The sequence below is a fragment of the Streptomyces sp. NPDC104381 genome (genome assembly GCF_055583745.1).
In genome coordinates this window covers 107,171-133,135 of sequence record NZ_JBVJNK010000004.1, presented here as the reverse complement: position 1 = coordinate 133,135, position 25,965 = coordinate 107,171, and the positions used below count along the sequence as shown (strand labels likewise).

25 protein-coding genes and 3 pseudogenes are annotated in these 25,965 nt (G+C 69.6%); 15 read left to right on the top strand and 13 right to left on the bottom strand.

Translation table 11 applies throughout. The annotated features are described in order from the left end of the window. Nucleotides 1–104: 104 nt before the first annotated feature. Together ACZ607_RS14405 and ACZ607_RS14400 are read left to right on the top strand one after the other, a co-directional pair. A complete protein-coding gene (locus ACZ607_RS14405) occupies nucleotides 105–929 on the top strand; it encodes an ABC transporter ATP-binding protein (protein ID WP_469735042.1) in 825 nt (274 codons plus the stop codon). Continuing rightward, entirely contained in the window at nucleotides 926–3,463 is a 2,538-nt protein-coding gene (locus ACZ607_RS14400) for an ABC transporter permease (RefSeq protein WP_469735041.1), read from the top strand. Before ACZ607_RS14405 ends, ACZ607_RS14400 begins: the two co-directional genes overlap by 4 nt. Nucleotides 3,464–3,471: 8 nt before the next feature. Here ACZ607_RS14400 and ACZ607_RS14395 read toward each other — a convergent pair whose 3' ends face one another. After that, nucleotides 3,472–4,032, bottom strand: coding sequence for a helix-turn-helix domain-containing protein (locus tag ACZ607_RS14395; RefSeq protein ID WP_469735040.1), 561 nt, complete (start codon nucleotides 4,030–4,032; stop codon nucleotides 3,472–3,474). Between the two features lie 83 nt (nucleotides 4,033–4,115). Here ACZ607_RS14395 and ACZ607_RS14390 point away from each other — a divergent pair, with 83 nt between their 5' ends. After that, nucleotides 4,116–5,063 (top strand): alpha/beta hydrolase, encoded by a 948-nt coding sequence (locus ACZ607_RS14390; RefSeq protein ID WP_469735039.1) that lies wholly within the window; start codon nucleotides 4,116–4,118, stop codon nucleotides 5,061–5,063. Nucleotides 5,064–5,155: 92 nt separating this feature from the next. After that, entirely contained in the window at nucleotides 5,156–6,019 is an 864-nt protein-coding gene (locus ACZ607_RS14385) for a CPBP family intramembrane glutamic endopeptidase (RefSeq protein ID WP_469735038.1), read from the top strand. Between the two features lie 76 nt (nucleotides 6,020–6,095). On the opposite strand, the pseudogene ACZ607_RS14380 reads toward ACZ607_RS14385, so the two are convergent. From ACZ607_RS14380 to ACZ607_RS14370, 3 genes and pseudogenes are all read right to left on the bottom strand, one after another. Next, nucleotides 6,096–6,294, bottom strand: a pseudogene (locus ACZ607_RS14380) (ATP-binding protein); the annotation flags it as partial. A 32-nt stretch (nucleotides 6,295–6,326) separates the two neighbouring features. After that, nucleotides 6,327–6,743, bottom strand: coding sequence for a PIN domain-containing protein (locus ACZ607_RS14375; RefSeq protein ID WP_469735037.1), 417 nt, complete (start codon nucleotides 6,741–6,743; stop codon nucleotides 6,327–6,329). Beyond that, nucleotides 6,740–6,991, bottom strand: a complete 252-nt coding sequence (locus tag ACZ607_RS14370) for a type II toxin-antitoxin system VapB family antitoxin (protein ID WP_469735036.1) — start codon at nucleotides 6,989–6,991, stop codon at nucleotides 6,740–6,742. Before ACZ607_RS14370 ends, ACZ607_RS14375 begins: the two co-directional genes overlap by 4 nt. 872 nt (nucleotides 6,992–7,863) lie before the next feature. On the opposite strand from ACZ607_RS14370, the gene ACZ607_RS14365 reads away from it, so the two are divergent. Continuing rightward, complete coding sequence (locus ACZ607_RS14365) at nucleotides 7,864–8,406, top strand: hypothetical protein (RefSeq protein ID WP_469735035.1); 543 nt, start codon at nucleotides 7,864–7,866, stop codon at nucleotides 8,404–8,406. A gap of 16 nt (nucleotides 8,407–8,422) precedes the next feature. Here ACZ607_RS14365 and ACZ607_RS14360 read toward each other — a convergent pair whose 3' ends face one another. Beyond that, nucleotides 8,423–8,884 carry a hypothetical protein gene (locus ACZ607_RS14360; RefSeq protein ID WP_469735034.1) on the bottom strand — a complete coding sequence of 154 codons (462 nt, stop codon included), beginning with the start codon at nucleotides 8,882–8,884 and terminating at the stop codon, nucleotides 8,423–8,425. Beyond that, nucleotides 8,881–9,417, bottom strand: coding sequence for an NUDIX domain-containing protein (locus ACZ607_RS14355; protein ID WP_469735033.1), 537 nt, complete (start codon nucleotides 9,415–9,417; stop codon nucleotides 8,881–8,883). The genes ACZ607_RS14360 and ACZ607_RS14355 overlap by 4 nt, the downstream gene beginning before the upstream one ends. Before the next feature lie 145 nt (nucleotides 9,418–9,562). Here ACZ607_RS14355 and ACZ607_RS14350 point away from each other — a divergent pair, with 145 nt between their 5' ends. From ACZ607_RS14350 to ACZ607_RS14335, 4 genes and pseudogenes are all read left to right on the top strand, one after another. Then, nucleotides 9,563–10,249, top strand: a complete 687-nt coding sequence (locus ACZ607_RS14350) for an SAM-dependent methyltransferase (protein WP_469735572.1) — start codon at nucleotides 9,563–9,565, stop codon at nucleotides 10,247–10,249. A gap of 15 nt (nucleotides 10,250–10,264) precedes the next feature. After that, nucleotides 10,265–10,767: pseudogene (locus tag ACZ607_RS14345) on the top strand (HAD domain-containing protein); the annotation flags it as partial. Between the two features lie 7 nt (nucleotides 10,768–10,774). Then, nucleotides 10,775–11,034, top strand: a pseudogene (locus tag ACZ607_RS14340) (transposase family protein); the annotation flags it as partial. A gap of 556 nt (nucleotides 11,035–11,590) precedes the next feature. Beyond that, the gene (locus ACZ607_RS14335; protein ID WP_469735032.1) at nucleotides 11,591–12,454 is read left to right on the top strand and encodes a hypothetical protein; all 864 of its coding nucleotides are present in this window, start codon (nucleotides 11,591–11,593) and stop codon (nucleotides 12,452–12,454) included. 17 nt (nucleotides 12,455–12,471) lie between these two features. On the opposite strand, the gene ACZ607_RS14330 is transcribed toward ACZ607_RS14335, so the two are convergent. Continuing rightward, the gene (locus tag ACZ607_RS14330) at nucleotides 12,472–14,532 is read right to left on the bottom strand and encodes a Shedu anti-phage system protein SduA domain-containing protein (RefSeq protein ID WP_469735031.1); all 2,061 of its coding nucleotides are present in this window, start codon (nucleotides 14,530–14,532) and stop codon (nucleotides 12,472–12,474) included. 350 nt (nucleotides 14,533–14,882) lie between these two features. After that, entirely contained in the window at nucleotides 14,883–15,971 is a 1,089-nt protein-coding gene (gene ychF, locus ACZ607_RS14325; RefSeq protein ID WP_469735030.1) for a redox-regulated ATPase YchF, read from the bottom strand. Nucleotides 15,972–16,201: 230 nt separating this feature from the next. Here ychF and ACZ607_RS14320 point away from each other — a divergent pair, with 230 nt between their 5' ends. After that, entirely contained in the window at nucleotides 16,202–16,825 is a 624-nt protein-coding gene (locus ACZ607_RS14320; protein ID WP_469735029.1) for a DUF6542 domain-containing protein, read from the top strand. 219 nt (nucleotides 16,826–17,044) lie between these two features. On the opposite strand, the gene ppgK is transcribed toward ACZ607_RS14320, so the two are convergent. Both ppgK and ACZ607_RS14310 read right to left on the bottom strand, forming a co-directional pair. Beyond that, the gene (gene ppgK, locus ACZ607_RS14315; RefSeq protein WP_469735028.1) at nucleotides 17,045–17,782 is read right to left on the bottom strand and encodes a polyphosphate--glucose phosphotransferase; all 738 of its coding nucleotides are present in this window, start codon (nucleotides 17,780–17,782) and stop codon (nucleotides 17,045–17,047) included. A gap of 160 nt (nucleotides 17,783–17,942) precedes the next feature. Further along, nucleotides 17,943–18,932 (bottom strand): 4-hydroxy-3-methylbut-2-enyl diphosphate reductase, encoded by a 990-nt coding sequence (locus ACZ607_RS14310; RefSeq protein WP_187281816.1) that lies wholly within the window; start codon nucleotides 18,930–18,932, stop codon nucleotides 17,943–17,945. A gap of 78 nt (nucleotides 18,933–19,010) precedes the next feature. Here ACZ607_RS14310 and ACZ607_RS14305 point away from each other — a divergent pair, with 78 nt between their 5' ends. The 4 genes from ACZ607_RS14305 to ACZ607_RS14290 all read left to right on the top strand — a co-directional run bounded on the left by ACZ607_RS14305 (nucleotide 19,011) and on the right by ACZ607_RS14290 (nucleotide 22,719). After that, a complete protein-coding gene (locus ACZ607_RS14305; RefSeq protein WP_469735027.1) occupies nucleotides 19,011–20,354 on the top strand; it encodes an APC family permease in 1,344 nt (447 codons plus the stop codon). Nucleotides 20,355–20,423: 69 nt separating this feature from the next. Next, entirely contained in the window at nucleotides 20,424–21,635 is a 1,212-nt protein-coding gene (gene xseA / locus ACZ607_RS14300; RefSeq protein WP_469735026.1) for an exodeoxyribonuclease VII large subunit, read from the top strand. Nucleotides 21,636–21,729: 94 nt separating this feature from the next. Further along, nucleotides 21,730–21,984, top strand: coding sequence for an exodeoxyribonuclease VII small subunit (locus ACZ607_RS14295; protein WP_469735025.1), 255 nt, complete (start codon nucleotides 21,730–21,732; stop codon nucleotides 21,982–21,984). 144 nt (nucleotides 21,985–22,128) lie between these two features. Next, nucleotides 22,129–22,719: a malonic semialdehyde reductase gene (locus ACZ607_RS14290; RefSeq protein ID WP_124274469.1), complete on the top strand. Its 591-nt coding sequence runs from the start codon at nucleotides 22,129–22,131 to the stop codon at nucleotides 22,717–22,719. Nucleotides 22,720–22,810: 91 nt separating this feature from the next. On the opposite strand, the gene ACZ607_RS14285 is transcribed toward ACZ607_RS14290, so the two are convergent. Continuing rightward, nucleotides 22,811–23,365, bottom strand: coding sequence for a DUF4245 domain-containing protein (locus tag ACZ607_RS14285; RefSeq protein ID WP_469735024.1), 555 nt, complete (start codon nucleotides 23,363–23,365; stop codon nucleotides 22,811–22,813). 144 nt (nucleotides 23,366–23,509) lie between these two features. Between ACZ607_RS14285 and glpX the strand changes: the two genes are divergently transcribed. Beyond that, nucleotides 23,510–24,541 (top strand): class II fructose-bisphosphatase, encoded by a 1,032-nt coding sequence (glpX, locus tag ACZ607_RS14280; protein WP_469735023.1) that lies wholly within the window; start codon nucleotides 23,510–23,512, stop codon nucleotides 24,539–24,541. Nucleotides 24,542–24,602: 61 nt separating this feature from the next. On the opposite strand, the gene ACZ607_RS14275 is transcribed toward glpX, so the two are convergent. Together ACZ607_RS14275 and ACZ607_RS14270 are read right to left on the bottom strand one after the other, a co-directional pair. Next, nucleotides 24,603–24,968, bottom strand: a complete 366-nt coding sequence (locus tag ACZ607_RS14275; protein ID WP_099174696.1) for a WhiB family transcriptional regulator — start codon at nucleotides 24,966–24,968, stop codon at nucleotides 24,603–24,605. A gap of 155 nt (nucleotides 24,969–25,123) precedes the next feature. Continuing rightward, nucleotides 25,124–25,795, bottom strand: coding sequence for a DUF1707 SHOCT-like domain-containing protein (locus ACZ607_RS14270; RefSeq protein ID WP_469735022.1), 672 nt, complete (start codon nucleotides 25,793–25,795; stop codon nucleotides 25,124–25,126). Nucleotides 25,796–25,965: the final 170 nt, after the last annotated feature.

Below are 25,965 nucleotides of genomic sequence, written 5' to 3'. Positions count from 1 at the left end.
CCCTACTCCGGTAGCACCCCCACTTCAGCTCCCCGGTATGACGCCCGGCGCGCTGCCGCCACCGCACACTCCTCCCGGTCGAGACGAACGCGGAAGGGTGGATCATGAGGCTACGCAGCGGCAGACGCCGGAGCACCGACGAGGAACAGGTGGCCCCGGCCGCCGCCCCACCCGGTCCGGCCGTCGAACTGCGCGGCGTACGGCGGCAGTACGGCCGGGGAGCGGGCTCCGTGCACGCCCTCGCGGGCGTCGACCTGGCCCTCGCGCGCGGCACGTTCACTGCGGTGATGGGCCCGTCGGGTTCGGGCAAGTCCACCTTCCTGCAGTGCGCGGCCGGGCTCGACCGGCCGTCGGCGGGGTCCGTACGCCTCGGGGGTACGGAGATCACCGGCATGAGCGAGAACGAGCTCACCGAACTCCGCCGCAGCCGGGTCGGCTTCGTGTTCCAGGCCTTCAATCTGCTGCCGTCGCTGACCGTGGCGCAGAACGTCCTGCTGCCCATGCGCCTCGCCGGGCGGCGCCAGGACCGCCACCGGGCGGCGGCCGTACTCGCGCAGGTCGGGCTCGCCGACAAGGCGCGGCGCCGCCCGGGCGAGCTGTCCGGCGGCCAGCAGCAACGGGTGGCCGTCGCCCGCGCGCTGGTCACCGCCCCGGACGTGGTGTTCGCCGACGAGCCCACCGGCGCCCTCGACACCGGCACCGCCGCCGAGGTCCTCGGTCTGCTCCGGCACGCCGTCGACCGGCTCGGCGCCACCGTCGTGATGGTCACCCACGACCCGGTCGCGGCCGCCTGGGCGGACCGGGTGCTCTTCCTCGCGGACGGCGTCTTCGCGGGCGGCCTGGAGCGCGGGTCGGCGGAGGGGATCGCGGAGCGGATGGCGGCGCTCACGGCTCGTACCACCCGCGCGGGGGCCGGGGTGGCGGCATGATGCGCCCCAACGGACTGGCGCGCGCCGCCGTCCGCTTCAAGCCCGCGTCCTTCGCGGGCACCTTCCTCGCGCTGCTGATGTCCGCGCTGATCGTCTCGGCCTGCGGTGTCCTGCTGGAGACGGGCCTGCGTGCGTCGGTGCCGCCGGAGCGGTACGCGCAGGTGCCGGTCGTCGCGGCGGCGGACCAGTACGTACGCGTGGTCACGGGCAGCGGCGAGGACAGCGAGGAGGAGGCCGTCCCGCTGCCGGACAGGGCACGGGTGGACGCCGGGCTGGTGGCGAAGGCGGCCGCGGCGCCCGGCGCGGCCACCGCCGTCGCGGACTTCACCTTCCCCGTGCGCACGGCGGACGCGACGGCCGGCTCACGTGAACTGCCCGTTCCCAGCGGTGCGTTCACCGCCCACGGGTGGGGCTCGCACGCCTTCACCGGTACGGCGCTGGCCACGGGTTCCGCACCCCACGACGGCGAGGTCGTGCTCGACGCGGGTACGGCCCGTGCCGCGAAGGCCGCCGTCGGCGACACCGTCACGCTCCGGACGGCGGCCGGGCGACGGGACTTCCGCGTCGCGGGCCTCGCCGAGGCCGGGCCCGGGGACACCGCCCGGAACACCGGTGCCGGAGGCGCCCTCGTCTGGTTCGCCGACACCCAGGCCCCCGCGCTCGCCGGCCATCCGGGCACGGCGGACGCCATCGCCGTACTGGCGGAGCCCGGTACGCGTGCCGACGCCCTCGCCGGGTCCGTGCGTACGGCGCTGGCCGGTTCCGGCGCCGACGTACACCTCGGTGACGAGCGGGGCGCCGTCGAGGATCCGGGCCTCGGCTACGCGAAGGAGACGCTCTTCGGGATCGGGGGCTCCTTCGGCGGCATCGCCACCATCGTCGCGATCTTCACCGCGGCCGGGACGGTGGCGCTGTCGGTGTCCCAGCGGGCCCGCGAGTTCGCGCTGCTGCGCGCCGTCGGGGCGACCCCTCGGCAGATCCGCCGCGCGGTCGCCTCCGAGGCGCTGCTCGTCGCGCCGCTCGCCGGGGTCGTCGGCTGCCTGCCCGGGATCGGGCTCGCGCACTGGTGGTTCGGGCAGTTGCAGGACCGCGGCGCGATCCCGGCGGCGGTGCGGGTGCACGTCTCCTGGATCCCGCTCCTCGTCGCCGTCGCCATCGGGCTGCTCACCGCGCTCGCCGCCGGCTGGGCCGCCGGGCGCAGGCCCGCGAGGACCAAGCCGGGACAGGCGCTCACCGAGGCGTCCGTGGAACGGCTGCGGCCGGGCGTGATCCGTACGGTGCTGGGCGTCGGCGCCCTCGTCGGCGGCGCGATCCTCACCGGGGTCTCAGCGGCCTCCGCGGGGGACGACGCGGCCGGCGCCGCCCTCGGTGTCGTCATGTGCTTCATGCTCGCCGTCGCCCTGCTCGGCCCGCTGGTGGCCCGGGTGTGCGCGGGCCTCTTCGGCCTGCCGCTGCGCGGGGCGGGCCCGGCCGGTGAACTGGCTGCCGCCAACTCCCGTACGAACGCCCGGCGTCTCGCGTCCGCGATCACCCCGATCGTGCTCGCCATGGGCTTCGCCTCGACGCTCGTCTTCATGCACACGAGCGAGAGCCACATCGCCGACAAGCAGCTGCGCGCGGGCCTCATCGCCGACCATGTGGTCACGGACCCGGCCGGGATCCCGGTGGACGCGGCGGCACGCGCCTCCCGGGTGCCGGGTGTGGAGGCGGCCGTCGGCGTGCTCAGCACACAGGTGCTGATCCCGCTGGGCTCGGGCGAGTTCGCGTCGCTTCAGGGCGCGGCGGCCCAGGGGATCGGCGGCACGGGCGCGGACCTCGCGAAGGTGCAGGACCTGGACGTACGCGAAGGCAGTCTCGACCGGCTCGGTACGGGGCGCGTCGCCATCGACACGACCCTGGCGGCCTCGGCGGAGGTCGGCGTGGGCGATCCGCTACCGCTCCACCTCCCGGACGGCACCGAGGCCCGCCCCGAGGTCGTCGCGGTGTACGGCCGCGGCCTCGGCCTGGCCACGGTGACCATGGACCGGGCGTCCCTGGCCGGGCACGTGACCTCGGGCTTCGACAGCACGCTGCTGGTACGGGGCGGTTCGGCCGAGTCACTCGCCGGCCTGGGCGAGGTCACCGACGCCTCCGGCTACGCCGCCGGGCGCAGCCTCGACGCGGAGCTGGGCGCCTGGTCCAACACCACCATGGCCGTGCTCCTGAGCGGCTTCGCCGCCGTCGCCGCCGTCAACACCCTGGTCATGACGGTCCTCGACCGCCGTCGCGAACTGGGCACGCTGCGCCTCGTCGGCTCCACCCGGCGCCAGGTGCTGCAGATGCTCCGCTGGGAGGGCCTGCTGGTCGCGACGGTGGGCGTGGCCCTGGGTACCGCCATCGTCGCGGCCACGCTGATCCCGATGATCCGCGGCCTGACCGGCGACGGCCCGTACGTGCCCCCGCTGCTGTACGGCTCCTTCGCGGCGGCCGCTGTCGCCCTGGCGCTGCTCGCGGTGACACTGCCCGCGCGGGCGGCACTGCGCCGCTGGTCGTGACGCGCGCCCTACGCCTCAGGGGCGGCCGGGCCCTGCTCCCCGGCCGCCTTGTCGGGCACCAGGGCGAGGCTGACGATGTGGCGGACGCGGTCGTCCCCGGGGGCGTGTCCGGTGTACCGGGCGACCAACGCCTCCATCTCCGCCACCAGTTCGGTGAATTCGCCGGGGGTCACCCATACCGCTCCCTGCCGGTAGAGGACGCCCTCGTTCGGGGGGTCGGCGTCGTCGCGGGAGAGGTAGCGGTCGAGATCGGCCATCATCCCGCCGGTGAAGACGGTGAACGCCTGCCGGTGGTCGTCCTTGGTCATCCCGGCGCGGGCGTCCTCGTCGACGAGGGCCTCGTCCTGCCGGACCCGGTAACTGCGTTCGACCGTCCCGCGTACGGGTCTCTCCTGGACCACCTCCAGGATGCCGGCCTGGGTGAGGGTCGCGACGTGCCGGTACATGCTGGCCGGCGAGACGTCGGGGAGGCGTTCCCGGAGCTGGGCGGTGGTCAGTTCACCGGCGCCGACCAGGGTCTGGAGGATGCGCATCCGGACCGGGTGGAGGAGGAGATTCGCGGTTGCCATGGTTCATGGTCTCACATCTGATAACGTTCTCGGAGTTGAGAATGAAGCCGGAACGAGCACCGTGGAACGGAAGAGGCGAGCCCTTGCCCGACATCGACATGACGGTCACCGCGGACGACGGGACCCCGCTGGCCGGCACCCTGACGCTGCCGGCCGGCCCCGGCCCGCACCCGGCCGTCCTGCTGCTGCACGGCTCGGGCCCGCTGGACCGCGACGGCAACACCCCGAAGCTCCCGATGAACCTGGCGCGGCCGGTGGCCGACGCCCTCGCGGCACGGGGCATCGCCACCCTGCGCTACGACCGTCGCGGCAACGGCACCACCCCCGGCGACTGGCGGGCCGCAGGCTTCACCGGTAACCGCCGGGACGCCGCAGCGGCCGTACGCGCCCTGGCGGACCGGGCCGACATCCGCGCGGACGCGATCGGGGTGATCGGCCACAGCGAGGGCGCGCTGCACGCCATGGCCCTGGGGGCCCGGACGGATGTACGCGCGGTGGTGCTGCTGGCAGGCTTCGCCGGCCCGGGCGAGGACGCGTTCCGCCGGCAGGGCCGCTCGATCGTCGCGAGCATGCCCGCCCCCGTCCGGCTGCTCCGCCGGCCGCTGGCGGGACTGGGCAACCTGGTCCTCACCCGGGTGAAGGGGACCCGCACGGATGTGGCGCGCGTGGCCGGGGCCAAGGTCAACGCCCGCTGGCTGCGGGAGATGCTCGCCCATGACACCCGGGACGACCTCGCCGCCATCGACGCCGAGGTCCTCGCCGTCACGGGCGACAAGGACCTCCAGGTCGACCCGGAGGACCTGAAGGAGATCGCCCGGCTGGTCCCCGGCGGCGCGGAGACCCACTGCGTGAAGGGCCTCACCCACGTCCTGCGGCGCGACTCCGGAGAGCCCACCCTGAACGCGTACCGCCGCCTGCTGCGCGAACCGGTCGACCCCGCCCTGCTGGACCTCGTCGCCGAGTGGCTCACCGGCCACCTGTGCGCGGACAGCCGCAAGACGCTCCCCGAGAGCCGACCCGCCGCTCTCTGACCCGCCACCCCTCCGCACGCACCCCCACCCACGACAAGGGATCAATTGGCATGCCCACGTCACGCACACCCATGTCACACACACCCGCGCCCGTGCCCACCCGCCGGAGCACCGACCTGAAGCTCTTCATGCTGATCTCCTTCGGCATGAGCTGGGCCTGCTGGGGCACCGCGATCGCCCTCGGCGGCCCGGCGGCCGCCGGCACCCCCACGTACGTCCCCTTCCTGCTCGGCGCCTTCGGCCCGCTGGCAGGCGCCCTGGTGATCCGCATCCGGCGCAAGCGCCGGGGCGAGCCGGTCCCGGAACACGCGGTCCGGTTCCGGCCGTCCGCCCTGCTCCTGGCCCCGCTGCTGATGCTGGCGGCCTCGGGAGCCGTCCTGGCAGCCGCGGTCATCGGGCATGCGGCCGGCGACCCGGCACCGAGCTGGTCGGACGCGCAGGACACGATGAGTGCCATGGGCGGCCCGGCGGCGTTCCTGGTCAGCATGATCATCTCGGGCCCGCTCTCCGAGGAGCCTGGCTGGCGCGGCACCGCCTACCCGAGGATGCGCGCCACGATGGGCCGCTTCCGGATCGCCCTGGTGCTCGGCGTCATCTGGGCGGTGTGGCACCTGCCGCTGTTCTTCATCGACGGCACGGTCCAGAACGACCTGGGCCTCGCGACCCCGGGCGGTGTGCTCTTCGCCGTCGGCAACATCCCCATGGCGATGCTGGTCACCTGCGCCTACGAGCGGGCCGGCGTCCTGGCCTCGATCGCCGTGCACTTCGCCGTCAACACGACGATGGTCCTGCTGGCCGTGAGGACCCCCGCGACGCAGGCCCTGATCATGGGCTGCCAGATCATCCTCATCGCACTGCTCCTGGCCACGGCCCGGCACCGGCCGACCGGTCCAGCCATGGACGTACGACCGGCCGAGGCGCCGCTCCCCGGCGCACCGGAAACCGTCCGAACCTGACGGGCAGACAGCTCACGCCCGGCCTGGACGCCGCACCGTACACGGCGAACTCCCGCGCCGCGTCCGCGATCGCCACTCACAGCGGCCAAGCGACCAGCAGGTCACCGGGGCCGTAGGTCACGTCGAGGCCCGGAGCGTCGACGCCGCTGCGCGGGAGCACGGTCCGCACCGACGATGTCGATCTCGACATCCTTGGTGCGGGTCCAGTAGCCACCTACCGCCGCCGCTGCGGGGAACTGGCCGTCGGGCAGTATCCGGGCAAGCGGCTCGACCGCGCACTCGCTGACACAGAAGGCTGCGTTTCCAATCAGTCGGCGGTGCCGGGTTCCACGACCCACTCGGCTTGCAATCCGCTCACCGAGGCGATCATGTCGAAGTCGCCGTCGTAGTGCAGGACCGTGGCCCCGTGCCGTTCTGCGGTTGCCGCGATGAGGACATCAGCCAGCGACAGCGCCCGGTGAAAGCCGGCGTTCAGCGCCAGCGCCTGGATCGCGAGCGCCTGCTCGAACGCCTCGTCGTTGCAGGGCAAGTAGTCGAAACCACGAAGCAGGGTACGCAGGCGCAACGCCTCGGGCTTTCCACGCGCCGAGTGCAGAACCTCGTACTCGGTCGGGGCGCACACCGCTAGGAGTCCATCGCGGTCCAGCGCATCCAGCCGCGCACGAACCGCCGGTTTACCCCGGCGGGCCAGCGCGGACTTGTCGATGAGGTAGCGCCCTTTCACGCCGCCGAAGCCCCGCCTCCGCGCTTGAGCGAGCCGTCCGGATTCCGCGGCCCCGTATGCGACCGGATCTCCGCGAACGCGTCCTCAAACTCACCCTCATCAATGGCATCGAACAGCTCCCGGCGCAGCCGCAGCCTCACCCCCTCCTCCATGGCCGCCCGCACTGCGGCGGCCTTCGTTCTCACCCCGTACATCCGCATCGCCTGCTCGACGATCTCCTCATCCAGATCGATCACAGTCCTGGCCATCAGTTGTCCCTCCACAGCTCGACGCCCCAATAACGATATCAATTAGGCCTCAGAAATGGCATCAAAATGCGGAGCGTATCGAGGGCGCATCGATCAGAGTCAGGAGCCCGACCTGGACTGGTTGATCAACTTCGGACCGGCGAGCGCCGCTCGGCGAGAACCTGCACGAACGCCTTGGTCTGGGCGCGGCGGACTGGGTTCCTCCCAACGATCGGCTCGTGGCACGGAAAAACCAAGGGCCCGACCCCGAAGAGTCGGACCCCATTCGACCTGCATGTTTGTCAGATCAGCGACGTGGTGGCACGTCACCCGCTACACGTTGAAGCGGAATGTCCGCGGCCCGTACCTGGCTGCGGCGGAGCGTCCTGCATGCCCCTGACCTGGTACTTCCTGGTTGGCATGCGTTGGCTCCCGACGACCATTTACGGGTGTCCTGCGGACTGGCTGCGGACTTGCCGGGGGATCCGAGGCAGCGAAATCCCTGGGGCTGTAAACCGCAGACGAGTTCCCCAGCTATGCCGAGAGGCCCGCAAACGCCGAGGATGTTGAGGGTGCCGCGGAAGTCGAGGGTGTCGCTGGCCAAGAGCAGCCCTCCGCCTCCGAAAGGACGAGCAGTCCTCGCGATTCCGCCAAGAACCACCTGCGGAATCTCCACCACGGCTGGAACGCCAGCGAGGAGAAGAAGGCGCAGTACAAGGAGGAGACAGGGGAAGATCTGCCTCCTGGCACCACCTGGGTCTCTCCAAAGTCCGATGCGGACGATTCCCCGGAGGACGAGTACCCGGGCGAAGCAGCAGCCTGAGCGCTCAGGTGCAGGTCGCCGCGACCTCCATTCTTGTGCAGTGCCAGCGCAGGCCCTTACGTTCCGTCCCATGACCGCATCAGACGATCTACTCCGCCGGATCGAACAGGAGCCTTCCCTTGCTGCCGCGCTCGCGTGGCCTGGCGATTTCGACGTCGAACGCCGGGACCCCATCGAGGACCTTGCCCTTCCCACCGGTATCCCCCTACACCCGATAGCCAGCTGCGGCGCTGGCGGCACGTACTTCCTGTGCGGGGAAGCCGGGGCCGAGGAGAGGCCCGTCCTGTACGCCGACTCGGAAGGCCAGGCCACACTGATCGGCGCCGACCTCGTCGAGGCCATCACACTCATCGTGATGATGCCCTTCTGGCGCGGCCTGGCGAAGGGCTTCGCGATCAGCGAGCTCGGCTCGGGCCTTCGGGCCGACCACCCGGACTTCGACGCCGAGCGCGACCGCCTTCTGCACGCCCTCGGGCTTGCCTCCATCTCCGAGGAGGAGGCTGCCGCTCGCCTGCTGGCGGTGGCTGCACGCACGGCACCGGACTACGTGCCGCGCGTACCGGACGACGATTACCTGCCTTACAAGCTTCTGTTTCCGAGTGGCCCTGCATAACGAAGCCAGCGCTACGTCAGTACCGGGCGATGACCTGCCGCAGGTCCGTGCCCAGGAGGTCCTCCAGCGCGTGGACGCTGGCTTGCCGTAGCGGCAGCCCGCATTCTGGATCTGTGGTGACGAGGCTGTACCTGGCGAAACCCGCAGCCCAGACGTAGTCGAGGGCGTTCAAGTCCGTCTGGGCAGAGCAACAGGGCACCGTAACGGCAAGCGAGTCGAAATAGCCGTCCGGAAGGGCTGCCGTGTCCATCGCGTTGCCCCACCAGTCTTCGATGTCGGAGCCGCACACGGGGCACCGAACACCGCGCCAGTTCTCCCCGGGGTCGATGAAGGCTGCGCCGGGGATGTCCCAGACGTCATAACCGCCCAGCGCTTCAGGAACCAGTTGCTGTAGCTGGGCCTGCGCAGCCTCGCTCGCGGCCGACGCAGGCGAAAAGTGCGGATCCTTGGGTATGAGGTGAAGCAGCGTGATGCTCACGCTGCCGACCAGCCGTCCAGCGAGACCTCCGAGCCGTCATTCAGGTAGTGGTGGAGGGCGCTGGCAGTGGTATCCACAAACGCCTCAGGGATGGCGTTGGCGTCGATCCAGCGGACCTGGGAGTGCTTGCGGGGTTCGCAGTTTTCGGGTTCGCCGGTCCATTCGTGGGTGGCGAATACGACCGTGAGGAACCCATTGGGGGACTCAACGCCCCAGGCTCCGTGGATGATGTGGGCGACCTTGAGGGACTCAGGCTTGACCGTAAGGCCGGTCTCCTCGTAGAGCTCGCGGACTGCAGTCTCAGTGATGGGCTCGCCCGGTTCGCTCTTGCCGACGGGCAGGTCCCACATGCCCTGGGCGAACTTGGCGTTCTCGCTGCGCTGGAGGAGGACGACGCGGTTGGTGGCCTTGTCGTGGACGATGACGGCCGCAACCAGCAGCGTCATCGAGTCGAGCGCCGGCTTGAGGGCTGGAGGACGGTTGTCGGTCTGCTGGGCCACGGGTTTCCCTTCGTCGGGCCGGTTGTTGGGCATGTTAGGCGAGGGCCTCGCGGGCTCGGCGGGCCAGATCCGCGGCGCCAGGAACGCGGCGGCGCTGGTAGACCGCGAGGGTGGAGCGGATCGAGGTGATCGCCTTGCGGGTGCGGTCGGAGGTCATGCCCTCCATGAGGACGAGGGCCTGGGTCCAGGCTGCGACCGCTTCGTCGGCTCGGGCTTGGGCGGCGAGGCTGTCGCCGAGGTCGGCGTGGGTGAGGGCGTGGACGCGCTTGTACTTCTCCGGGTCCCAGCGGGTGAGCGCGTCGCGGTGCTGCTGTTCCGTGCCGATGTGGTCGGCGAGGTCGGTCAGCGTGCGTGCGGTGTGGCTGGCCACGGTGCCGGCGGCGGGGCCGCTGACGCGGGAGAAGCTGGGCTGGGGACCGTCCTCGCGCAGCAGCGCGTCTTCGGCGGCGAGGAGAGCATCGACGGCGCCACCTTCGCCGCCGGCCACGCACTGCACCACCTGCAGGCCACCGGCCACACCTTCGACGCGATCTACTCCGTCTTCGGCGCCGTCGGTCTCGTCGCCCCCGAGCTCCTCCTCGCCGCCATTTCCCGACGCCTGAAACCAGACGGTGTCCTGGCCTTCTCCATCCCTCACCCGGCACGGGCCGGAAGACATCCATCCACGGACGACCGTCCGCGCGAGGACTACGTCACCATGCCCGACCGCACCCGACTCCCCCTGGCCCGATGGGAGTTCGACGCCCGCCGCTGGGGAGCCCACCTCTCCCGGACCGGCCTGCGCATCACATCGGCGCTGGAGCTGCGGCACCCGCGCCGCGACCCGTGGCCCACCACCCTCCTGATCACCGCCCGCAAACGCTGACCGCCGGAGGCACCGATGACCCTGCCCTACCTGCTCCTGGACATCGACGGCGTCCTCATCCCGTTCCCGGCCGCCGACGGCAGCACCCCGCCCACCCACGTCCGCCACACCGTCCTGCCCACCAGCCGACACCCCGACGACCCCGTGCTCATCTGGCTCGACCGAGCCAGGGTGGCATTCTCACCGATCTCCTGACCAGCGGACTCGTCACTCCCGTGTGGTGCACGAGCTGGCGCAAGGACGCCACCACGGTCATCGGCCCCCTCCTGGGGCTGCCCGACTTCCCTTACCTCGACCTGCCTCGACTCCAGATCACCACCAGTCACCGCGACGGCTACCTCTGGAAACGCGACCACGTCGACGTCTGGCTGGCAGACGCCCCCGCCATCTGGATCGACGACGACTTCACCAGCCTCGACCACGCATGGGCGGCAGAGCGCACCGCCCACGGAGTGGCGACCCTCCTCGTGCAGCCCGACCCGCATATCGGACTCCGTACGGCCCATCTCGCGGAAGTACAGGTACCAGGGCGTGACGGTGCTCGGCGACGGCGCCTACATCAACACCGGCCTCGTCGTCCCTCACCGCAAACGCCCCGGCCGCCCACTCCTGCCCGGCGAAGAAACCGACAACGCGGAGCACCGACGCGTGCGAGCCCGCGTGGAACATGCCTTCGCCGCATGAAGCACTACAAAATCCTCCGCGACTGCCGACAACGCGGCAACGGCCTCCACTACGCAGTTCAAGCCGTCGCCACACTCCACAACCACGCCCTGGCCGCATGATCCCCAAGAGCACAGAATGCAGCTTCCCCCAGACCAATCCCAGGCTTGTGCAACACGCTTTAGTTGCCCCGTTGCTCTCCAGGCGTGGCCTAGATCATGGGCGGCCCCCATCCTGAGGGAATGCGGCGGCAAGTGGCCTCTGGACAACACCTGAACTGAACGACACAAGAAGCCACGCTGCCTATCCGGCCCCATGCCCATATAACGCATCGGGCCTCCACCTTGGTCATCCCAAGGCTCCCAAGCTAACGAGAAGCAGGACGAACAGGGTTAGCGAGGCACCACACGCGGCTCCTCCGCGCACGATGCAGCTCGGCATGCGCGCCCCTTCAGCACGGGCGAGGATGCCAGCGAGCAGTCCCACGTTGATCGATGCGAGTGCCGCCGCCAAGACGAGCAACACCCTGACGCTGAACGACAGATGCACCTAGGACCTCCGCTGTACGGGTGAGTGAAGCTGAACGGCTTGAGCATCCACTCCAGGCATAGGCTGCAGCTATGATTCACAACTACCTACGAACTACTCAGGACTATTTAGCACTATCGGAGGTGAACCATGGGAAGAAGACCGAAGCCACTCAACCCCAGTGACCCCCTCCATGCGTTCGCCATGGAGCTCGTCAAGCTCCGGGATGCCGCTGGTCCCGCTGGCAGCGCAAGAGCCACCTGTGATCAGGTAGGGGTAACCAGGACTACCTACTACGCGTGGCTGGCTGGGAAGCAGCTGCCCGGCCGAGATTCCCTAGAGCTCACGGTAAGGGCATGGGGTGGGGACTCTGGTCACTGGCTGGAACTTCGGCGGAAGGCAGAGTCTGCGCTGGCAACGGCGGCCGACCAGCGCCTCCAGCAGGCCAGAAGAGAGCAGGCAGCCCGAGACGGGCACGCAAACCTGCTCGGCAGGCAAGCATCAACCCAGCACGCCGACCATGCGGCTAGGAACTCGACCTTTCCCAAGCGTGATCGCACACAGACTCGACGCATCGAGGAGGCGCGCCAAGCCCTTAGCTTGTTCGGGTTCGATGCCGAACGCTCCAATGAGCGCTCCGCCCTGGTCCTACTCGCCCTTTTGAAACTTAACCCGGAAGCCGAGTGGCGGGAATCCGATGCGCCCGTTTTGCGCATGGTGGAGATCATGCAGTGGGTTCGCGAGGTATACGGCAAGGACTACAAACCAAATAGCCGGGAATCGATCCGGCGGTTTACTCTACTTCAGTTTGTCGAATCCGGACTAGTCGTTCTGAATCCTGACCAGCCAGATCGCCCCGCTACCTCGCCTAAGTGGTGTTACCAGATCGCACCGCGAGCTCGCGCAGTGCTGCGCTCTCACGGAGAATCTGAGTTCGTCCGTCGCGCGCAGGCATTTTCCAGTCACACGCAACCCAAGATGCAACCGCCCAGTAGGGTCGCTGATCTCAACTAACACGCCCACGCACGCTTTCAGTAGTCCTTAACGATGAAGCACGCCCGTTCGTATAGCTCGTCGAAGGTGATCACTTCGACGTCCTGGATAGATCGTCTGTACTGCTCGAATGAAGTGATCTTCTCTGCGTTCGCCCCTCCGCGATCCGCGAACTCGCTGAGGCTTCCGATCACCAGCACCTGTCTGGGACGGATGGTGGAGATCTCGATTTCCGTCGGTGCGCCATCGTCTCGGTAGAGCCTGTGCAGTTCGCCTGTGACCAGCCGCAGGGCCTTGTAGGCAGTCTTCTGGACTTGCGCCACTGCTCCGACAACGTCCTTGGAGACTTGATAGACGTCCGGGGGCCGATACGGGGCGTTGGCCAACAAGGGGGTCAAGTGGGTCTTGATCTCACAAAGCAGCAGGCTGCTGATGAAGCCCTTGGAACGCATGACGGCGTCACTGCGCTTGCCAGCCCCTGTGAAGATGTTCGCACCAGTCGTAATACGCTCCAGCTTGCCATCGTCGAGAGGTTCACATGCGACGAGGTTGAGGCCATAACCAAAGATCCACGGGTTCTCTTCAAAGAAGCCCTGCCAGACCGCCTCCGGCCCCGCCGTCCGCCCAAGTTCTCGCTCAAAGAACTCCGGATTGGTCAACAATTTTTCGAATCGCTGTAGTTGTGACTTTCGGTTGCTGATCCGCCTAATGTCCTCATCTGTGAGCGTGCCGCCGACGGCGCTCCTGAGCGCTTCGAGCAGGGTCCTGCGGTCCTGGTCGGCTAGCAGCTGAGCCAGCTCTGCCTCATCGCCGACAATTAGCCGTCGGATACCGCCAGGGATGTTGTTCAACCCAACGCATTTCTGGATGAAGCAGATGACCTTCCAAAAGTTCTCGTGGACATCGTTGGTATCGACGAGCGCTTTGATGACCTGAGTGGAATCAGTACCAGGGATGGCTTCCATGACCACAGTCCTCGCGGCCTTGTTCTTGTCCTTCTTCCACAGTTTGATCCTGGGTGAGAGGACGCCGTCCCTATTGATGAGGGTGACTTGGCACAGCGTTGCTACCAGCGGCCGGTCATCAAGCAGGAAATCTGTGATCCTGCGACGGGTGCGGGTGTCGTAGAAGTAGGTGTATCCGTTACCGCGGACCTCAAGGTCGGAAAGATCCTGCCGTGTGACGTCGAACTCCGAGGTCGGAAAGCTGATACCAAAGCCTCTACCGGCCCGCGCAACAGGCTGGGCTGCCTCGTTCCTCCAGTCTGCCGGGATGGCCGGCAGCGCCCTAACCTCGCCTTCGACTACGAGGGACTGCACATCCTCTCGCTGGAGCCACGTGAGGAGAGGTTCGAGTCGAGCCCAGATCGCATCTATGACTGGTTTCGTGAACTCTGACAAGAGCGCACGATCCACCGCTAGGACTGCCTCACAAGTGCTGGTCGTCCATCCGTCACCGGGCATGGGGTGATAGAAGCCGCCGTCACGGCGCAGCGAGAGCACGGCAGCACGAAGCAGGTCTCGTGCCTCTTCCTCACCGTCCCGGTCAAGGAGGCTGTAGGTCTGCCCAAGGATGAGGTCGAGCTTCCCAGCGTCGTCGTCTTCGACTGGCAGCGATACCAGCGGTCCGGTGGCATCTGTCGGGATCGGCGTGTAGATCGGCCGGCCCGAGAGGAACTCGAAGACACGGAGGGTCCAGCCGTCCGGCCCCAGGAGCCGATTCAGGTCATCAACACGCTGTGTCGACTGATCTACGTCGGACTGTACTTCTGGATGCACAAGTCGTGCCAGAAAGTTGAGGAGTATCTGGTCCGGGCCTTCCAGGAGTTGGAATCGCGGATCCTCGAAGATCCAGTCGTCGGGCCAGTCCATTGGATTGGTGATCCGGTGCTGGATGATGTCGGCTCGTGCAGTAGCGAACCTGCGATCCGTTGACGGCAGCCCGTCAAGGTCATAGAGACCCTCCAGGAAGCACGTCTCCTCGAGCTGTCCCCACCAGGGACCCCCGTCATCGCGCAGGTAGTCAAAGATGACGCGTCGCGTCACCGCCGTGATCCTCGGCGCGCCACGCTGCGGAGAGGAGTGATCGGGCTGAGTCATGCACCCAGAATGGACGCCCCTCGGCTAGCCCTGCAGGTTATTGACGACTCTTGCGTCCGTCGGCTCCAGGGCGAGAGGTTTTGCAGTGGGGCAGTCAGTTCCTACATCCGCCACCCTCGGCACTTCGACGCGCTTCGGGACGTTTCCGCGCAAAACACAATGTCAGCACGGGACAGCATCCCGGGGGTGACCACGGGTGCCGACAGGTGGTCCGATCCGACCCTCCGGGACAGCATCCAGCGCCAAGCCACCGTCCGGCCATCGATGGACCCACAAGAGGGGCCCGTCTTGAGTTGATGGGCCCCTCTTGACCTGCGGCTATACAGGACGAAATTTAGTTGAATATTAAATTAGATGTTGAAGCGGAACTCCACCACGTCGCCGTCCTGCATCACGTAGTCCTTGCCCTCCATGCGGGCCTTGCCCTTGGCGCGGGCCTCGGCGACCGAGCCCGTCTCGACCAGGTCGTCGAAGGAGACGATCTCCGCCTTGATGAAGCCCTTCTGGAAGTCGGTGTGGATCACACCGGCCGCCTCCGGGGCCGTGGCGCCCTTCTTGATCGTCCAGGCGCGGGCTTCCTTCGGGCCTGCCGTGAGGTAGGTCTGGAGGCCCAGGGTGTCGAAGCCGACGCGGCCGAGGGTGGCCAGGCCGGGCTCTTCCTGGCCCATCGACTGGAGCAGTTCGAGGGCTTCCTCGTCGTCGAGCTCGATCAGTTCCGACTCGATCTTCGCGTTGAGGAAGATGGCCTCCGCCGGGGCGACCAGGGCGCGCTGCTCGTTCTTGAAGTCCTCGTCGACCAGCTCGTCCTCGTCGACGTTGAAGACGTACAGGAAGGGCTTCGTCGTCAGCAGGTGCAGCTCGTGGAGCAGGCGGCCCTTCTCGGTGCCGGCCGTGATGCCCTGGGAGAAGAGCGTGTCGCCCGCCTCGAGGATCTTCTGGGCCTCCTCGACGGCGGCCAGGACCGCGACCTTGTCCTTCTGGAGGCGGGACTCCTTCGTCAGGCGCGGGACGGCCTTCTCGACGGACTGGAGGTCGGCGAGGATCAGCTCGGTGTTGATCGTCTCGATGTCGTCCTTCGGCGAGACCTTGCCGTCGACGTGGACGACGTTCTCGTCCTTGAAGGCACGGATGACCTGGCAGATCGCGTCGGACTCGCGGATGTTCGCCAGGAACTTGTTGCCCAGGCCCTCGCCCTCGCTCGCGCCCCGCACGATGCCCGCGATGTCGACGAAGTCGACGGTGGCCGGGAGCAGCTTCTGGGAGCTGAAGATCTCGGCCAGCTTGTCCAGGCGGGGGTCGGGGACGCCCACGACGCCGACGTTCGGCTCGATGGTGGCGAACGGGTAGTTGGCCGCCAGCACGTCGTTCTTGGTCAGGGCGTTGAACAGGGTCGACTTGCCGACATTCGGCAGGCCGACGATTCCGATCGTGAGCGACACTTTGGCGACTTCCTGAAGTGAGGAGAGGGGCTGCGCGGGCGGGCCCGTGGGTGGGCCGATTCTCCAGTTTACGGGCGGGGGCGCGCGTCCCGTCACGGGTACGGAGGAGGAGGGCGCGAGGGGGCCGGACGGCCCTGTTTCGGCCGTGCGGGATCGAACGCAACGCCAAGCTCACCCAAAGCGCGTGTCCAACGCCCGAAAGAGTGCACCCGGCGACCTAGGTTGTCGGGGTGGAGCAGCACAGGACACGTACCCCGCAGCGCACGCAGTCCCCGCAGGTTCAGCCCGCCCCGCCCGGCGGCCTCGGCGAGGCCACGGCCTCGGCCGGCCGGCCGGTGTCGGTCGCGGTCGCCCCCGCGCCGGCGACGGGCCCGGGGCCGGTGACGCGCGGTTCCCGGCCCGGTGGCACCCCGCCCGTGGTCCTGGCGCTGCGCCGGTTCCCCAACCCCCGGCTGACCGGCATCGGCGCCGGGCTCTTCGCGGCCCTGACGATGTTCCTGCTGGCCTGCGTGGACCGGGTGCTGTTCGGCGGCTCGGACCTCGTGTACGGGGTGCTGTTCCTGCCCGTCAGCGCCCTGACCGCCCTCTGGGTGCGGCCCGCCGACCTGGTGACCGCGCCGATCATCGTGCCCATCGCCTTCGCGGTCGGCGTGGTCCCCGTCGCCGGGGGCACCGGCGGCTTCGGCGGGCAGGCGATGGCCGTGGTGACCGCGCTCGCAGTCCAGGCCGGCTGGCTGTACGGCGGCACGCTCGTCGCGGGTCTCATCGCCTCCGTACGGAAGGTCCGGCAGATGCGGGAGCGGCAGCGCCACCTGCTCAGGGCCGGCCGCGCCGCCCGCCGCCCCCGCGTCTAGGGCGTGTTTTGAAAGTAGCGCCGTCCGCCCGGAGGGCGGGCCCGGCGGCGTCTGGTGCGTGCGATCGCAAGGCGCGGAAATGTTCTCGGTGGGGGCCCCTCCCATGCCCTTCAGGCTATGGGGGAGGAGCTACTAGGGCATTTCTGCAACGCCGCGAGCGTGCGTGCCAGGCGTCGCCGGGCAGGCGGGACTTTCAAAACACGCCCTAGGGACCAGGGCTCACTTTCCCGCGGCTGCCATGGCCGCGCCGACGATGCCCGCGTTGTTCTGCAGCTGGGCCGGGACCATCTCGGCCCGTACGTGCTCGATGAGCGGCAGGAACTTCTCGGCCTTGCGGCTGACGCCGCCGCCGACGATGAAGAGCTCGGGCGAGAACAGCATCTCGACGTGGACCAGGTACTTCTGCACCCGGTGCGCCCAGTGCTGCCAGCTCAGGTCCTCGTCCTCCTTGGCCTTCGTGGAGGCGCGCTTCTCGGCGTCGTGGCCGTGCAGTTCCAGGTGGCCGAGCTCCGTGTTGGGGACCAGCTGCCCGTCGGTGAAGACCGCGCTGCCGATGCCCGTACCGAGGGTCAGCATGATCACCGTGCCCTTGCGGTCGCGGCCCGCGCCGAAGGTCATCTCGGCGACACCGGCGGCGTCGGCGTCGTTGAGGATGGTGACGGGCTGGCCGATGCGGTCGCTGAGCAGCGTCCGGGCGTCGGTGTCGATCCAGCCCTTGTCCACGTTGGCCGCGGTCCTGGTGATGCCGCCGGTGACGACTCCCGGGAAGGTGATGCCGACCGGGCCCTTCCAGTCGAAGTGCCCGACGACCTCGGCCACACCGTCGGCCACGCTCTTGGGCGTGGCCGGGTGGGGTGTCAGTACCTTGTGGCGCGCCTGCGCCAGCTCTCCGCGGTCCAGGTCCACGGGCGCGCCCTTGATGCCCGAACCGCCGATATCCACACCGAAGATCTCCATGTGATCCACGGTACGGGCAGGTGGCGGGGATCACTCCCCGGAGGGGCGATCCGACGGGCGATCCGAGGCGCGGTCCGCGATCCGGCGGGCGGTGCCCAGAGCACGCCCCCCGGCACCGCACGCCCCCGGGCACCCCGCGCGCCCGGGTGCGTACCGGTGGTTACTCCGCGGCGAGCGCCGCCGCCTCGGCGCGCAGGTCGCGCCGGAGCTCCTTGGGCAGCGAGAAGGTGATCGACTCGTCCGCCGTCTTCACCGTCTCCACGTCCGCGTAACCCCGCTCGCCGAGCCACTCCAGCACGCCGTCGACCAGGACGTCGGGCACCGAGGCGCCCGAGGTGAGGCCGACGGTGGTGACGCCCTCCAGCCATGCCTCGTCGATCTCGTCGGCGAAGTCCACCAGGTGGGCGGCGGGCGCGCCGGCGTCCAGGGCGACCTCGACCATGCGGATCGAGTTGGAGGAGTTCTTCGAGCCGACGACGATGACCAGCTCGGCGTCCTCGGCCAGCTTCTTCACCGCGATCTGGCGGTTCTGCGTGGCGTAGCAGATGTCGTCGCTCGGCGGGGAGAGGAGGTTCGGGAACTTGTTCTTCAGCGCTCCGACGGTCTCCATCGTCTCGTCGACCGAGAGCGTGGTCTGGGAGAGCCAGACGACCTTCGACTCGTCGCGGACCTCGACGTTGGCGACATCCTCGGGGCCGTCGACCAGCGTGATGTGGTCGGGCGCCTCGCCGCTCGTGCCGATGACCTCCTCGTGGCCCTCGTGGCCGATCAGGAGGATGTCGTAGTCCTCCTTGGCGTAGCGGACGGCTTCCTTGTGGACCTTGGTGACCAGCGGGCAGGTCGCGTCGATGGTGGCGAGCTTGCGCTCGGCGGCCTCCGCGTGGACGGTCGGGGCGACGCCGTGCGCCGAGAACATCACGATGGAGCCCTCGGGCACCTCCGCGGTCACGTCGACGAAGATCGCGCCCTTCTTCTCGAGCGTCTGCACGACGTACTTGTTGTGCACGATCTCGTGCCGGACGTAGACCGGGGCACCGTACTGTTCCAGGGCTTTCTCGACGGCGATCACGGCGCGGTCCACACCCGCGCAGTAGCCACGGGGTGCGGCGAGCAGGACACGGCGGGCAGGCGTTGCAGTCATGCGTCCCATCGTAAGGCCGTACCGAACAGGCGCCGGGACGGTGTGGTGGTGAGACTGGGGCGTACGCGGACCAGCGACGGAGGCTTCATGGTGGGGAGCAGCACGGAAAAGGGGAAGCTGCGGCGCACACTCGGGTTCCGGGACCTGGTGGTCTACGGGCTGCTGTTCATCGCGCCGATGGCCCCGGTCGGGGTCTTCGGCACGCTGGACGCCAGGTCCGACGGGGCCGTGGCGCTGGTGTACCTGGCGGCGACCGTGGTGATGGCCTTCACCGCGTTCAGCTACGCCCAGATGGTCCATGTGGCCCCGCTCGCCGGATCGGTCTTCGCGTACGCCCGCAAGGGGCTCGGGGAGGGCCCGGGGTTCATCGCCGGCTGGATGGCGATGCTCGACTACCTGCTCATCCCGGCGGTGGCCTACCTCTTCTCCGGGATCGCGATGAACGCGCTGGTCCCCGAGGTGTCGCGGTGGGTGTGGACGGCGATCGCGGTCGTCGTGACGACCCTGCTCAACCTCTGGGGCGTACGGGCGGCTGCCCGGGTGGGCTTCGCGGTGCTCGCCATGGAGATCGTGGTGCTGCTGGTGTTCGTGGTGTCGGCGGTGGTGGTGCTGGCCAGGGACGGGGCGCAGCGGGGCTGGCTGTCGCCGCTCACCGGGGACACCGGGTTCTCGATGACGGCGGTGGTGGGAGCGGTCTCCGTCGCGGTGCTCTCGTATCTGGGCTTCGACGCGATCGCCTCGTTCGCGGAGGAGGTGACCGGGGGGTCGGCGAAGGTGGCGCGGGCGGTGCTGTTCTGCCTGTTGCTCGCCGGGGCGCTGTTCGTGGTCCAGTCGTATCTGGCGGCCCTGCTGGAGCCGGTGAGCTCGGCGGAGCTGGCCGCGGATCCGGTGAAGCAGGGTTCGGCGTTCTACGACGCGGTGGACGCCTCGGTCGGGACGTGGCTGCACGACCTGGTGGCCGTCAGCAAGGCCATCGGCGCGGCCTTCGCGGCGCTGGCCGGGCAGGCCGCGGCCGGCCGTCTGGTGTTCGCGATGGGGCGGGAGGGGCGGCTGCCGTCGTTCCTGTCGCGGGTGGACAGCCGCTCCGGGGTGCCGCGTGTCGCGATCGCGTGCGCGGCGGTCGTGACGCTGGTGGCGGCGGTGTGGGCGGCCCGGCGCGACGACGGCCTCGACCACCTGGTGTCGGTGGTGAACGTGGGCGCGCTCACCGCGTTCGTGCTGCTGCACGCGTCGGTGGTCGGCTGGTTCGCCGTACGCCGGATGGAGGGGCCGCCGAGCTGGTGGCGTCACATCGTGGTGCCGGTGGTGGGCGCGGCCGTGCTGGTCGCGGTGATCCTGGAGGCGACGACGAGCGCCCAGCTGGTGGGCGTGTGCTGGCTGGGGATCGGCCTGGTGGTGCTCGCGGTGCAGTGGGGGCGGCGGACCGCCTAGCCGGGCCCGTCCGGGCGCGTGGGCCGGGGAGGCCTCTGGTTGTCCGTACCGGCCGTTACGCTCGCCCGTATGGCTCTCACTACGTCCCCGGAAGCCCCGCTGCCCGTCGGCGACGTGTCGCGGCTGATCGGCGGGTGGATCGACCGGCTCGGCGCGGTCTGGGTCGAGGGGCAGATCACCCAGCTCTCGCGCCGGCCCGGCGCCGGGGTGGTGTTCCTGACGCTGCGCGACCCGTCCCACGACATCTCGGTGAGTGTGACCTGCTTCCGGCAGGTCTTCGACCGGATCGCCGATGTGGTGACGGAGGGCGCGCGGGTGGTCGTCCTCGCCAAGCCCGAGTGGTACGCCCCGCGTGGCCAGCTGTCGCTGCGGGCCACGGAGATAAGGCCGGTGGGCATCGGTGAGCTGCTGGTGCGGCTGGAGCAGCTGAAGAAGTCGCTGGCGGCCGAGGGGCTCTTCGCGTTGGACCGCAAGAAGCCGCTCCCCTTCCTGCCGCAGCTCATCGGGCTGGTCTCGGGGCGGGCGTCGGCGGCGGAGCGCGACGTCCTGGAGAACGCCAGGCGGCGCTGGCCCGCGGTCCGTTTCGAGGTGCGCAACACCGCGGTGCAGGGCGTGCACGCCGTGAACCAGGTGGTGCGGGCCGTCCAGGAGCTGGACGGGCTGCCGGAGGTCGACGTGATCGTCGTCGCCCGCGGCGGCGGCAGCGTCGAGGACCTGCTGCCGTTCTCCGACGAGGCGCTGATCAGGGCGGTGGCCGCGTGCCGTACGCCGGTGGTCTCGGCCATCGGGCACGAGCCGGACTCGCCGCTGCTGGACCTGGTGGCCGACGTCAGGGCGTCGACGCCGACGGACGCGGCGAAGAAGGTCGTGCCGGACGTGGGCGAGGAGCTCGACCGGGTGCAGGGGCTCAGGGACCGCGCGCTGCGGACCGTGCGCGGGCTGATCGACCGGGAGGAGCGGGGGCTGGCGCACGCGCTGGGCCGGTCCTCGATGGAGCGGCCGCAGCGGATGGTGGACGAGCGGGAGGCGGAGGTCGACGCGCTGGTGGGGCGGAGCCGCAGGGTGTTCGGGCATCTGCTGGACCGTGCCGATTCGGAGCTGTCGCACACCCGGGCCCGGGTGGTGGCGCTGTCGCCCGCGGCGACGCTGGAGCGGGGTTACGCGGTGCTCCAGCGGCCGGACGGCCATGTGGTGCGCTCCCCCGCGGACGCCGGGGCGCCGGGCGGGGAGCTGCGGGCGCGGGTCTCCGAGGGCGAGTTCACCGTACGGGTCGCGGAGTGACGGCCCGGCCGCTCCCCCTCCCGCTCCCGCCGGCCCGCGCGGGTGTGGCCGTGAGGGGCCGGGTTTGTCGGAGGCCGCGCATAGGGTGGTCGGCATGACGGACGACGGGACGACGACGGCTGCCGCGACGGGCACGCTCGGGTACGAGCAGGCGCGGGACGAGCTGATCGAGGTCGTACGCCGCCTGGAGGCGGGTGGCACGACGCTGGAGGAGTCGCTGGCGCTGTGGGAGCGCGGCGAGGAGCTGGCGAAGGTGTGCCGGCACTGGCTGGAGGGCGCCCGGGCCCGGCTGGACGCGGCGCTGGCGCGCCCCGAGGAGGACCCGGAGTCCGGCGACGGCTCGGAGTAGGGGTCCCGGGGGCGGTCCGGAGCCGGTCCGGGGGTCGTCTGTGCGGTGGATCACTCCGGAACAGATTTAGTTGAAGTTTAATCTATTCCTCGGTTACGGTGATCGCATCGCTTGACCCGTACCGTCCGGAAGGTAACGCTCCAGATGTCCCTCGTTCTTGACCCCGCCGCCCAGGACCTCCTCTTCCGCGAGGCCCGCACTGCCAACACGTTCACCGACGAGCCGGTGACCGACGAGCAGGTCCAGGCGATCTACGACCTGGTCAAGTACGGCCCCACGGCCTTCAACCAGTCGCCGCTGCGCGTCGTCCTGGTGCGTACGCCGGAGGGCCGCGAGCGTCTCGTGAAGCACATGGCCGAGGGCAACCGGCCGAAGACCTCCGCCGCCCCGCTGGTGGCGCTCCTCGTCGCGGACCACGAGTTCCACGAGGAACTCCCGGCACTCATGCCGCACTTCCCGCAGGCCAAGGACGCGTTCTTCTCCGAGCGCCCGGTCCGCGAGCAGTCGGCCGCGCTGAACGCCGCGCTGCAGGCCGCCTACTTCATCATCGGCGTCCGCGCCGCCGGTCTCGCCGCCGGCCCGATGACCGGCTTCGACGCCGCGGGCATCGAGAAGGAGTTCCTGGACGGCGACCACAAGCTCCTCATGGCCGTCAACATCGGCAAGCCGGGCGAGGACGCCTGGTTCCCGCGTCTGCCGCGCCTCTCCTACGACGAGGTCGTCACGACCGTCTGAGCCCCCGCCCGGGACGGCACGAGCCCCCGGAACAGCGGAAGAGCCCCGCGACGCCGAGCGTCGCGGGGCTCTCGCGCACGTCCGTACGGCGTCAGGAGGCGGCGGGAGCGCCGGAGGCGTCGTCGGCGGAGTCCGTCTTCAGCGCGGCGGCCATCTCCGCCAGCCGTCCGGCCGGGGCGGAGCCGGTGACCACGGTCGTCACGCCCTCGGCGTGCAGCACCAGCGCGTCGTACTTGGGCCCCTTCCAGACCTCCCAGGCCCGGCCCCCGACGTCGCGGGTGCGGCCGGTGTTCTCGGCGTCCTGGCTGACCTGGGGGACGTACTTCTTCGCCGGGTTCGTCGACTGCTCCACGGCCACGTACTTGTCGTCCGGGTCGAGGAAGCCGAGGTGCCAGCCCGCGCCGTTGTGCCCCTCGTACGAGACGGAGGTGGGCTTCCAGCCGTCCGCCAGCCCGGCCGGGGCCGCCACCGGATACGGCGCGGCGCGGCGGGCCGTCGCGAGCTCGACCCGGTAGTCGACCGCCTTGATCGGGTCGGCCTTGTCGTCGTGCGGGATGAAGATGTAGACGACGCCCGCCACTGCGGTGATCACGAGCATCGACAGGATCATGTCCCGGACGGTCTGCTTGCCTCGCTTGCTTGCCACGGACTCAATGGTGGCATGAGCCGCCCGCGACCCGGCCAGCGGGCACCCGCTCATAAGTGACCCGCTCTGCTCATTTTATCGACCTACCGATAGAGTCACAGCACCCTCTTTTCCGGTCGTCGTCGTACAGAAAGGTGCGCTCCGATGTCCGAGCATCATCTGCCGTCCCAGCTCGAGGTCTCCCCGGAGGCCCCCGACCGCAACCTGGCCCTGGAGTTGGTGCGGGTCACCGAGGCCGCCGCCATGGCCGCCGGTCGCTGGGTCGGCCGCGGCGACAAGATCGGCGCCGACGGCGCCGCCGTGAAAGCCATGCGCACGCTCGTCTCCACGGTGTCGATGAACGGCGTCGTCGTCATCGGTGAGGGCGAGAAGGACGAAGCCCCCATGCTGTTCAACGGCGAGCGGGTCGGCGACGGCACCGGCGCCGAGGTCGACATCGCGGTCGACCCGATCGACGGCACCACGCTCAACGCCAAGGGCATGCCGAACGCGATCGCCGTGCTGGCGGCCGCCGACCGCGGGGCGATGTTCGACCCGTCGGCGGTCTTCTACATGGACAAGCTGGTCACGGGCCCGGAGGCGGCGGACTTCGTGGACATCAACGCGCCCGTGGCGGTGAACATCCGGCGCGTCGCACGGGCGAAGAACTCCGCGCCCGAGGACGTCACCGTCGTCGTCCTGGACCGGCCCCGCCACGAGGGCATCGTCAAGGAGATCCGCGAGACCGGCGCCCGGATCAAGTTCATCTCCGACGGCGATGTGGCGGGCTCCATCATGGCCGCCCGCGAGGGCACCGGCGTCGACCTGCTGATGGGCATCGGCGGCACCCCCGAGGGCATCATCTCGGCGTGCGCCATAAAGTGCCTCGGCGGTGTCATCCAGGGCAAGCTCTGGCCCAAGGACGAGGCGGAGCGGCAGAAGGCGCTGGACGCGGGCCACGATCTGGACCGGGTGCTGTCCACCGACGACCTGGTCAGCGGCGACAACGTGTTCTTCGTGGCGACGGGGATCACCGACGGTGAGCTGATGCGCGGTGTGCGGTACCGCGCGGAGACGGCGACCACCGAGTCGATCGTGATGCGGTCCAAGTCCGGCACGATCCGGACGATCTCCTCGACCCACCGGCTGTCGAAGCTGCGCGCCTACAGCGCGATCGACTTCGACCGCGCCAAGTAGCCCCGGAACGCGTGGAGGTGGGGGCCGCCCGGCCGGGCGGCCCCCACCTCCACATACGGTCTCAGCCGGCTATACGGCCGGTCGGCGCCGCGGCCTTGAGCTCCACGTCCCGCCTGCGGCGCCGGGCGAGCACCACACGGCGCTCGGCGGCGGTGAGGCCGCCCCACACCCCGTAGGGCTCGGGCTGCACGAGCGCGTGCTCCCGGCACTCCACCATCACCGGACATCCCGCGCAGACCTGTTTCGCGGCCTGCTCACGGGACAGCCGGGCAGCAGTCGGCTCCTTCGACGGGGCGAAGAACAGCCCGGCTTCGTCCCGGCGGCACACCGCCTCCGAGTGCCAGGGCCCCGCCTGGTCCTCCCGCGCGGGTGTGCGCTGGGACGGAACGGCGGCGACCTGCAGGGGCTGATGCGGCATGTGCAGCACGGTCCACTCCTGACGACGGCTTCGGCTTCGTGAGCGAGAGGCGATGCAGCACTCCCTACCCGCTGTACGCACGCCTATGCACTGAGTGGTTCCGCCGCGCGGCCCACGCCGCGCCCCCGTGCCGCCCGTTGGCCGGAATTCGCCGTCCCCCGGCCTCAGTGGCCGAGGTGCTTGCGCAACTGCTTCTGGAGATTGGTGATGAGCTTGCCACGCTTGGGCTTCGCCTCGACGTTCCCGAACACCGAGTAGCCGTTGACGACGACCACCGGGGCTTCCGGGTCGGTGGATTCCAGTGTGTCGACCTCGAAATTGCCGAAAATGCCCGTCCCGCTGCCCCGCAGCGAGATGTTCTCGGGAACCTTGATCTCGACGCTGCCGAAGATGGACGTCGCGTTGATGACCGTCAGACGCTGGCCGAACAGCGCCTCGGTCAGGTCGATCTCCACGCTGCCGAAGAGCGCGAAGGCGTTGGTGCGCCCCCCGACGCGCCAACGGCCCCTGCGGGTGGAGTTGCTGAAGACCGCGACCAGGTTCTCGGCGGGTCCTGGCGTCTCCTCGGGGCCGTAGCCGTACGGCGAGGCGGCCGGCCGGGCCGCGCCTCCGGTCGCCGGGAGGTCCTGGACCAGCGGCTCCAGCTCACCGACCGTCTTGGCCCGGTAGACGAGATCGACCCGCTCGGCGTGCTCGTCCGCGGTCAGCCGGCCCTCGGCCACGGCGTCGCGCAGGATGTCCGCGATCCGGTCACGGTCCGCGTCGGAGGCGCGGATTCCGGCGGGCGCGGGACCGGCCGGAGCGACGGGCTGCTGGGGCTGCTTCTCGAGGTCCACCGGACCAGACTACCCAAACGCGATAGATCGCGACCAGTACCTCACCGGCCTCGCTCCGAAGAAGCCCGGGAATCCGGCGTACGGGATCGGGGCGCCCCCGGGTGAGCCTTACCTCACAGGCCCGGCGCGTCGGTGGCGTTCTACCCTGGTGGATGCGCTGCCCAAGGGTG

What these genes read in the sequence shown, in the direction of transcription:
- ACZ607_RS14295 (WP_469735025.1), top strand. Translation starts at nt 21,730, where the DNA reads ATGACGGACGACGGGACGACGACGGCTGCCGCGACGGGCACGCTCGGG.
- ACZ607_RS14395 (WP_469735040.1), bottom strand. Translation starts at nt 4,032, where the DNA reads ATGGCAACCGCGAATCTCCTCCTCCACCCGGTCCGGATGCGCATCCTC.
- ACZ607_RS14335 (WP_469735032.1), top strand. Translation starts at nt 11,591, where the DNA reads ATGGGAAGAAGACCGAAGCCACTCAACCCCAGTGACCCCCTCCATGCG.
- ACZ607_RS14355 (WP_469735033.1), bottom strand. Translation starts at nt 9,417, where the DNA reads ATGCCCAACAACCGGCCCGACGAAGGGAAACCCGTGGCCCAGCAGACC.
- ACZ607_RS14310 (WP_187281816.1), bottom strand. Translation starts at nt 18,932, where the DNA reads ATGGGACGCATGACTGCAACGCCTGCCCGCCGTGTCCTGCTCGCCGCA.
- ACZ607_RS14305 (WP_469735027.1), top strand. Translation starts at nt 19,011, where the DNA reads ATGGTGGGGAGCAGCACGGAAAAGGGGAAGCTGCGGCGCACACTCGGG.
- xseA (WP_469735026.1), top strand. Translation starts at nt 20,424, where the DNA reads ATGGCTCTCACTACGTCCCCGGAAGCCCCGCTGCCCGTCGGCGACGTG.
- glpX (WP_469735023.1), top strand. Translation starts at nt 23,510, where the DNA reads ATGTCCGAGCATCATCTGCCGTCCCAGCTCGAGGTCTCCCCGGAGGCC.
- ppgK (WP_469735028.1), bottom strand. Translation starts at nt 17,782, where the DNA reads ATGGAGATCTTCGGTGTGGATATCGGCGGTTCGGGCATCAAGGGCGCG.
- ACZ607_RS14370 (WP_469735036.1), bottom strand. Translation starts at nt 6,991, where the DNA reads ATGGCCAGGACTGTGATCGATCTGGATGAGGAGATCGTCGAGCAGGCG.
- ACZ607_RS14400 (WP_469735041.1), top strand. Translation starts at nt 926, where the DNA reads ATGATGCGCCCCAACGGACTGGCGCGCGCCGCCGTCCGCTTCAAGCCC.
- ACZ607_RS14290 (WP_124274469.1), top strand. Translation starts at nt 22,129, where the DNA reads ATGTCCCTCGTTCTTGACCCCGCCGCCCAGGACCTCCTCTTCCGCGAG.
- ACZ607_RS14365 (WP_469735035.1), top strand. Translation starts at nt 7,864, where the DNA reads ATGACCGCATCAGACGATCTACTCCGCCGGATCGAACAGGAGCCTTCC.
- ACZ607_RS14405 (WP_469735042.1), top strand. Translation starts at nt 105, where the DNA reads ATGAGGCTACGCAGCGGCAGACGCCGGAGCACCGACGAGGAACAGGTG.
- ACZ607_RS14330 (WP_469735031.1), bottom strand. Translation starts at nt 14,532, where the DNA reads ATGACTCAGCCCGATCACTCCTCTCCGCAGCGTGGCGCGCCGAGGATC.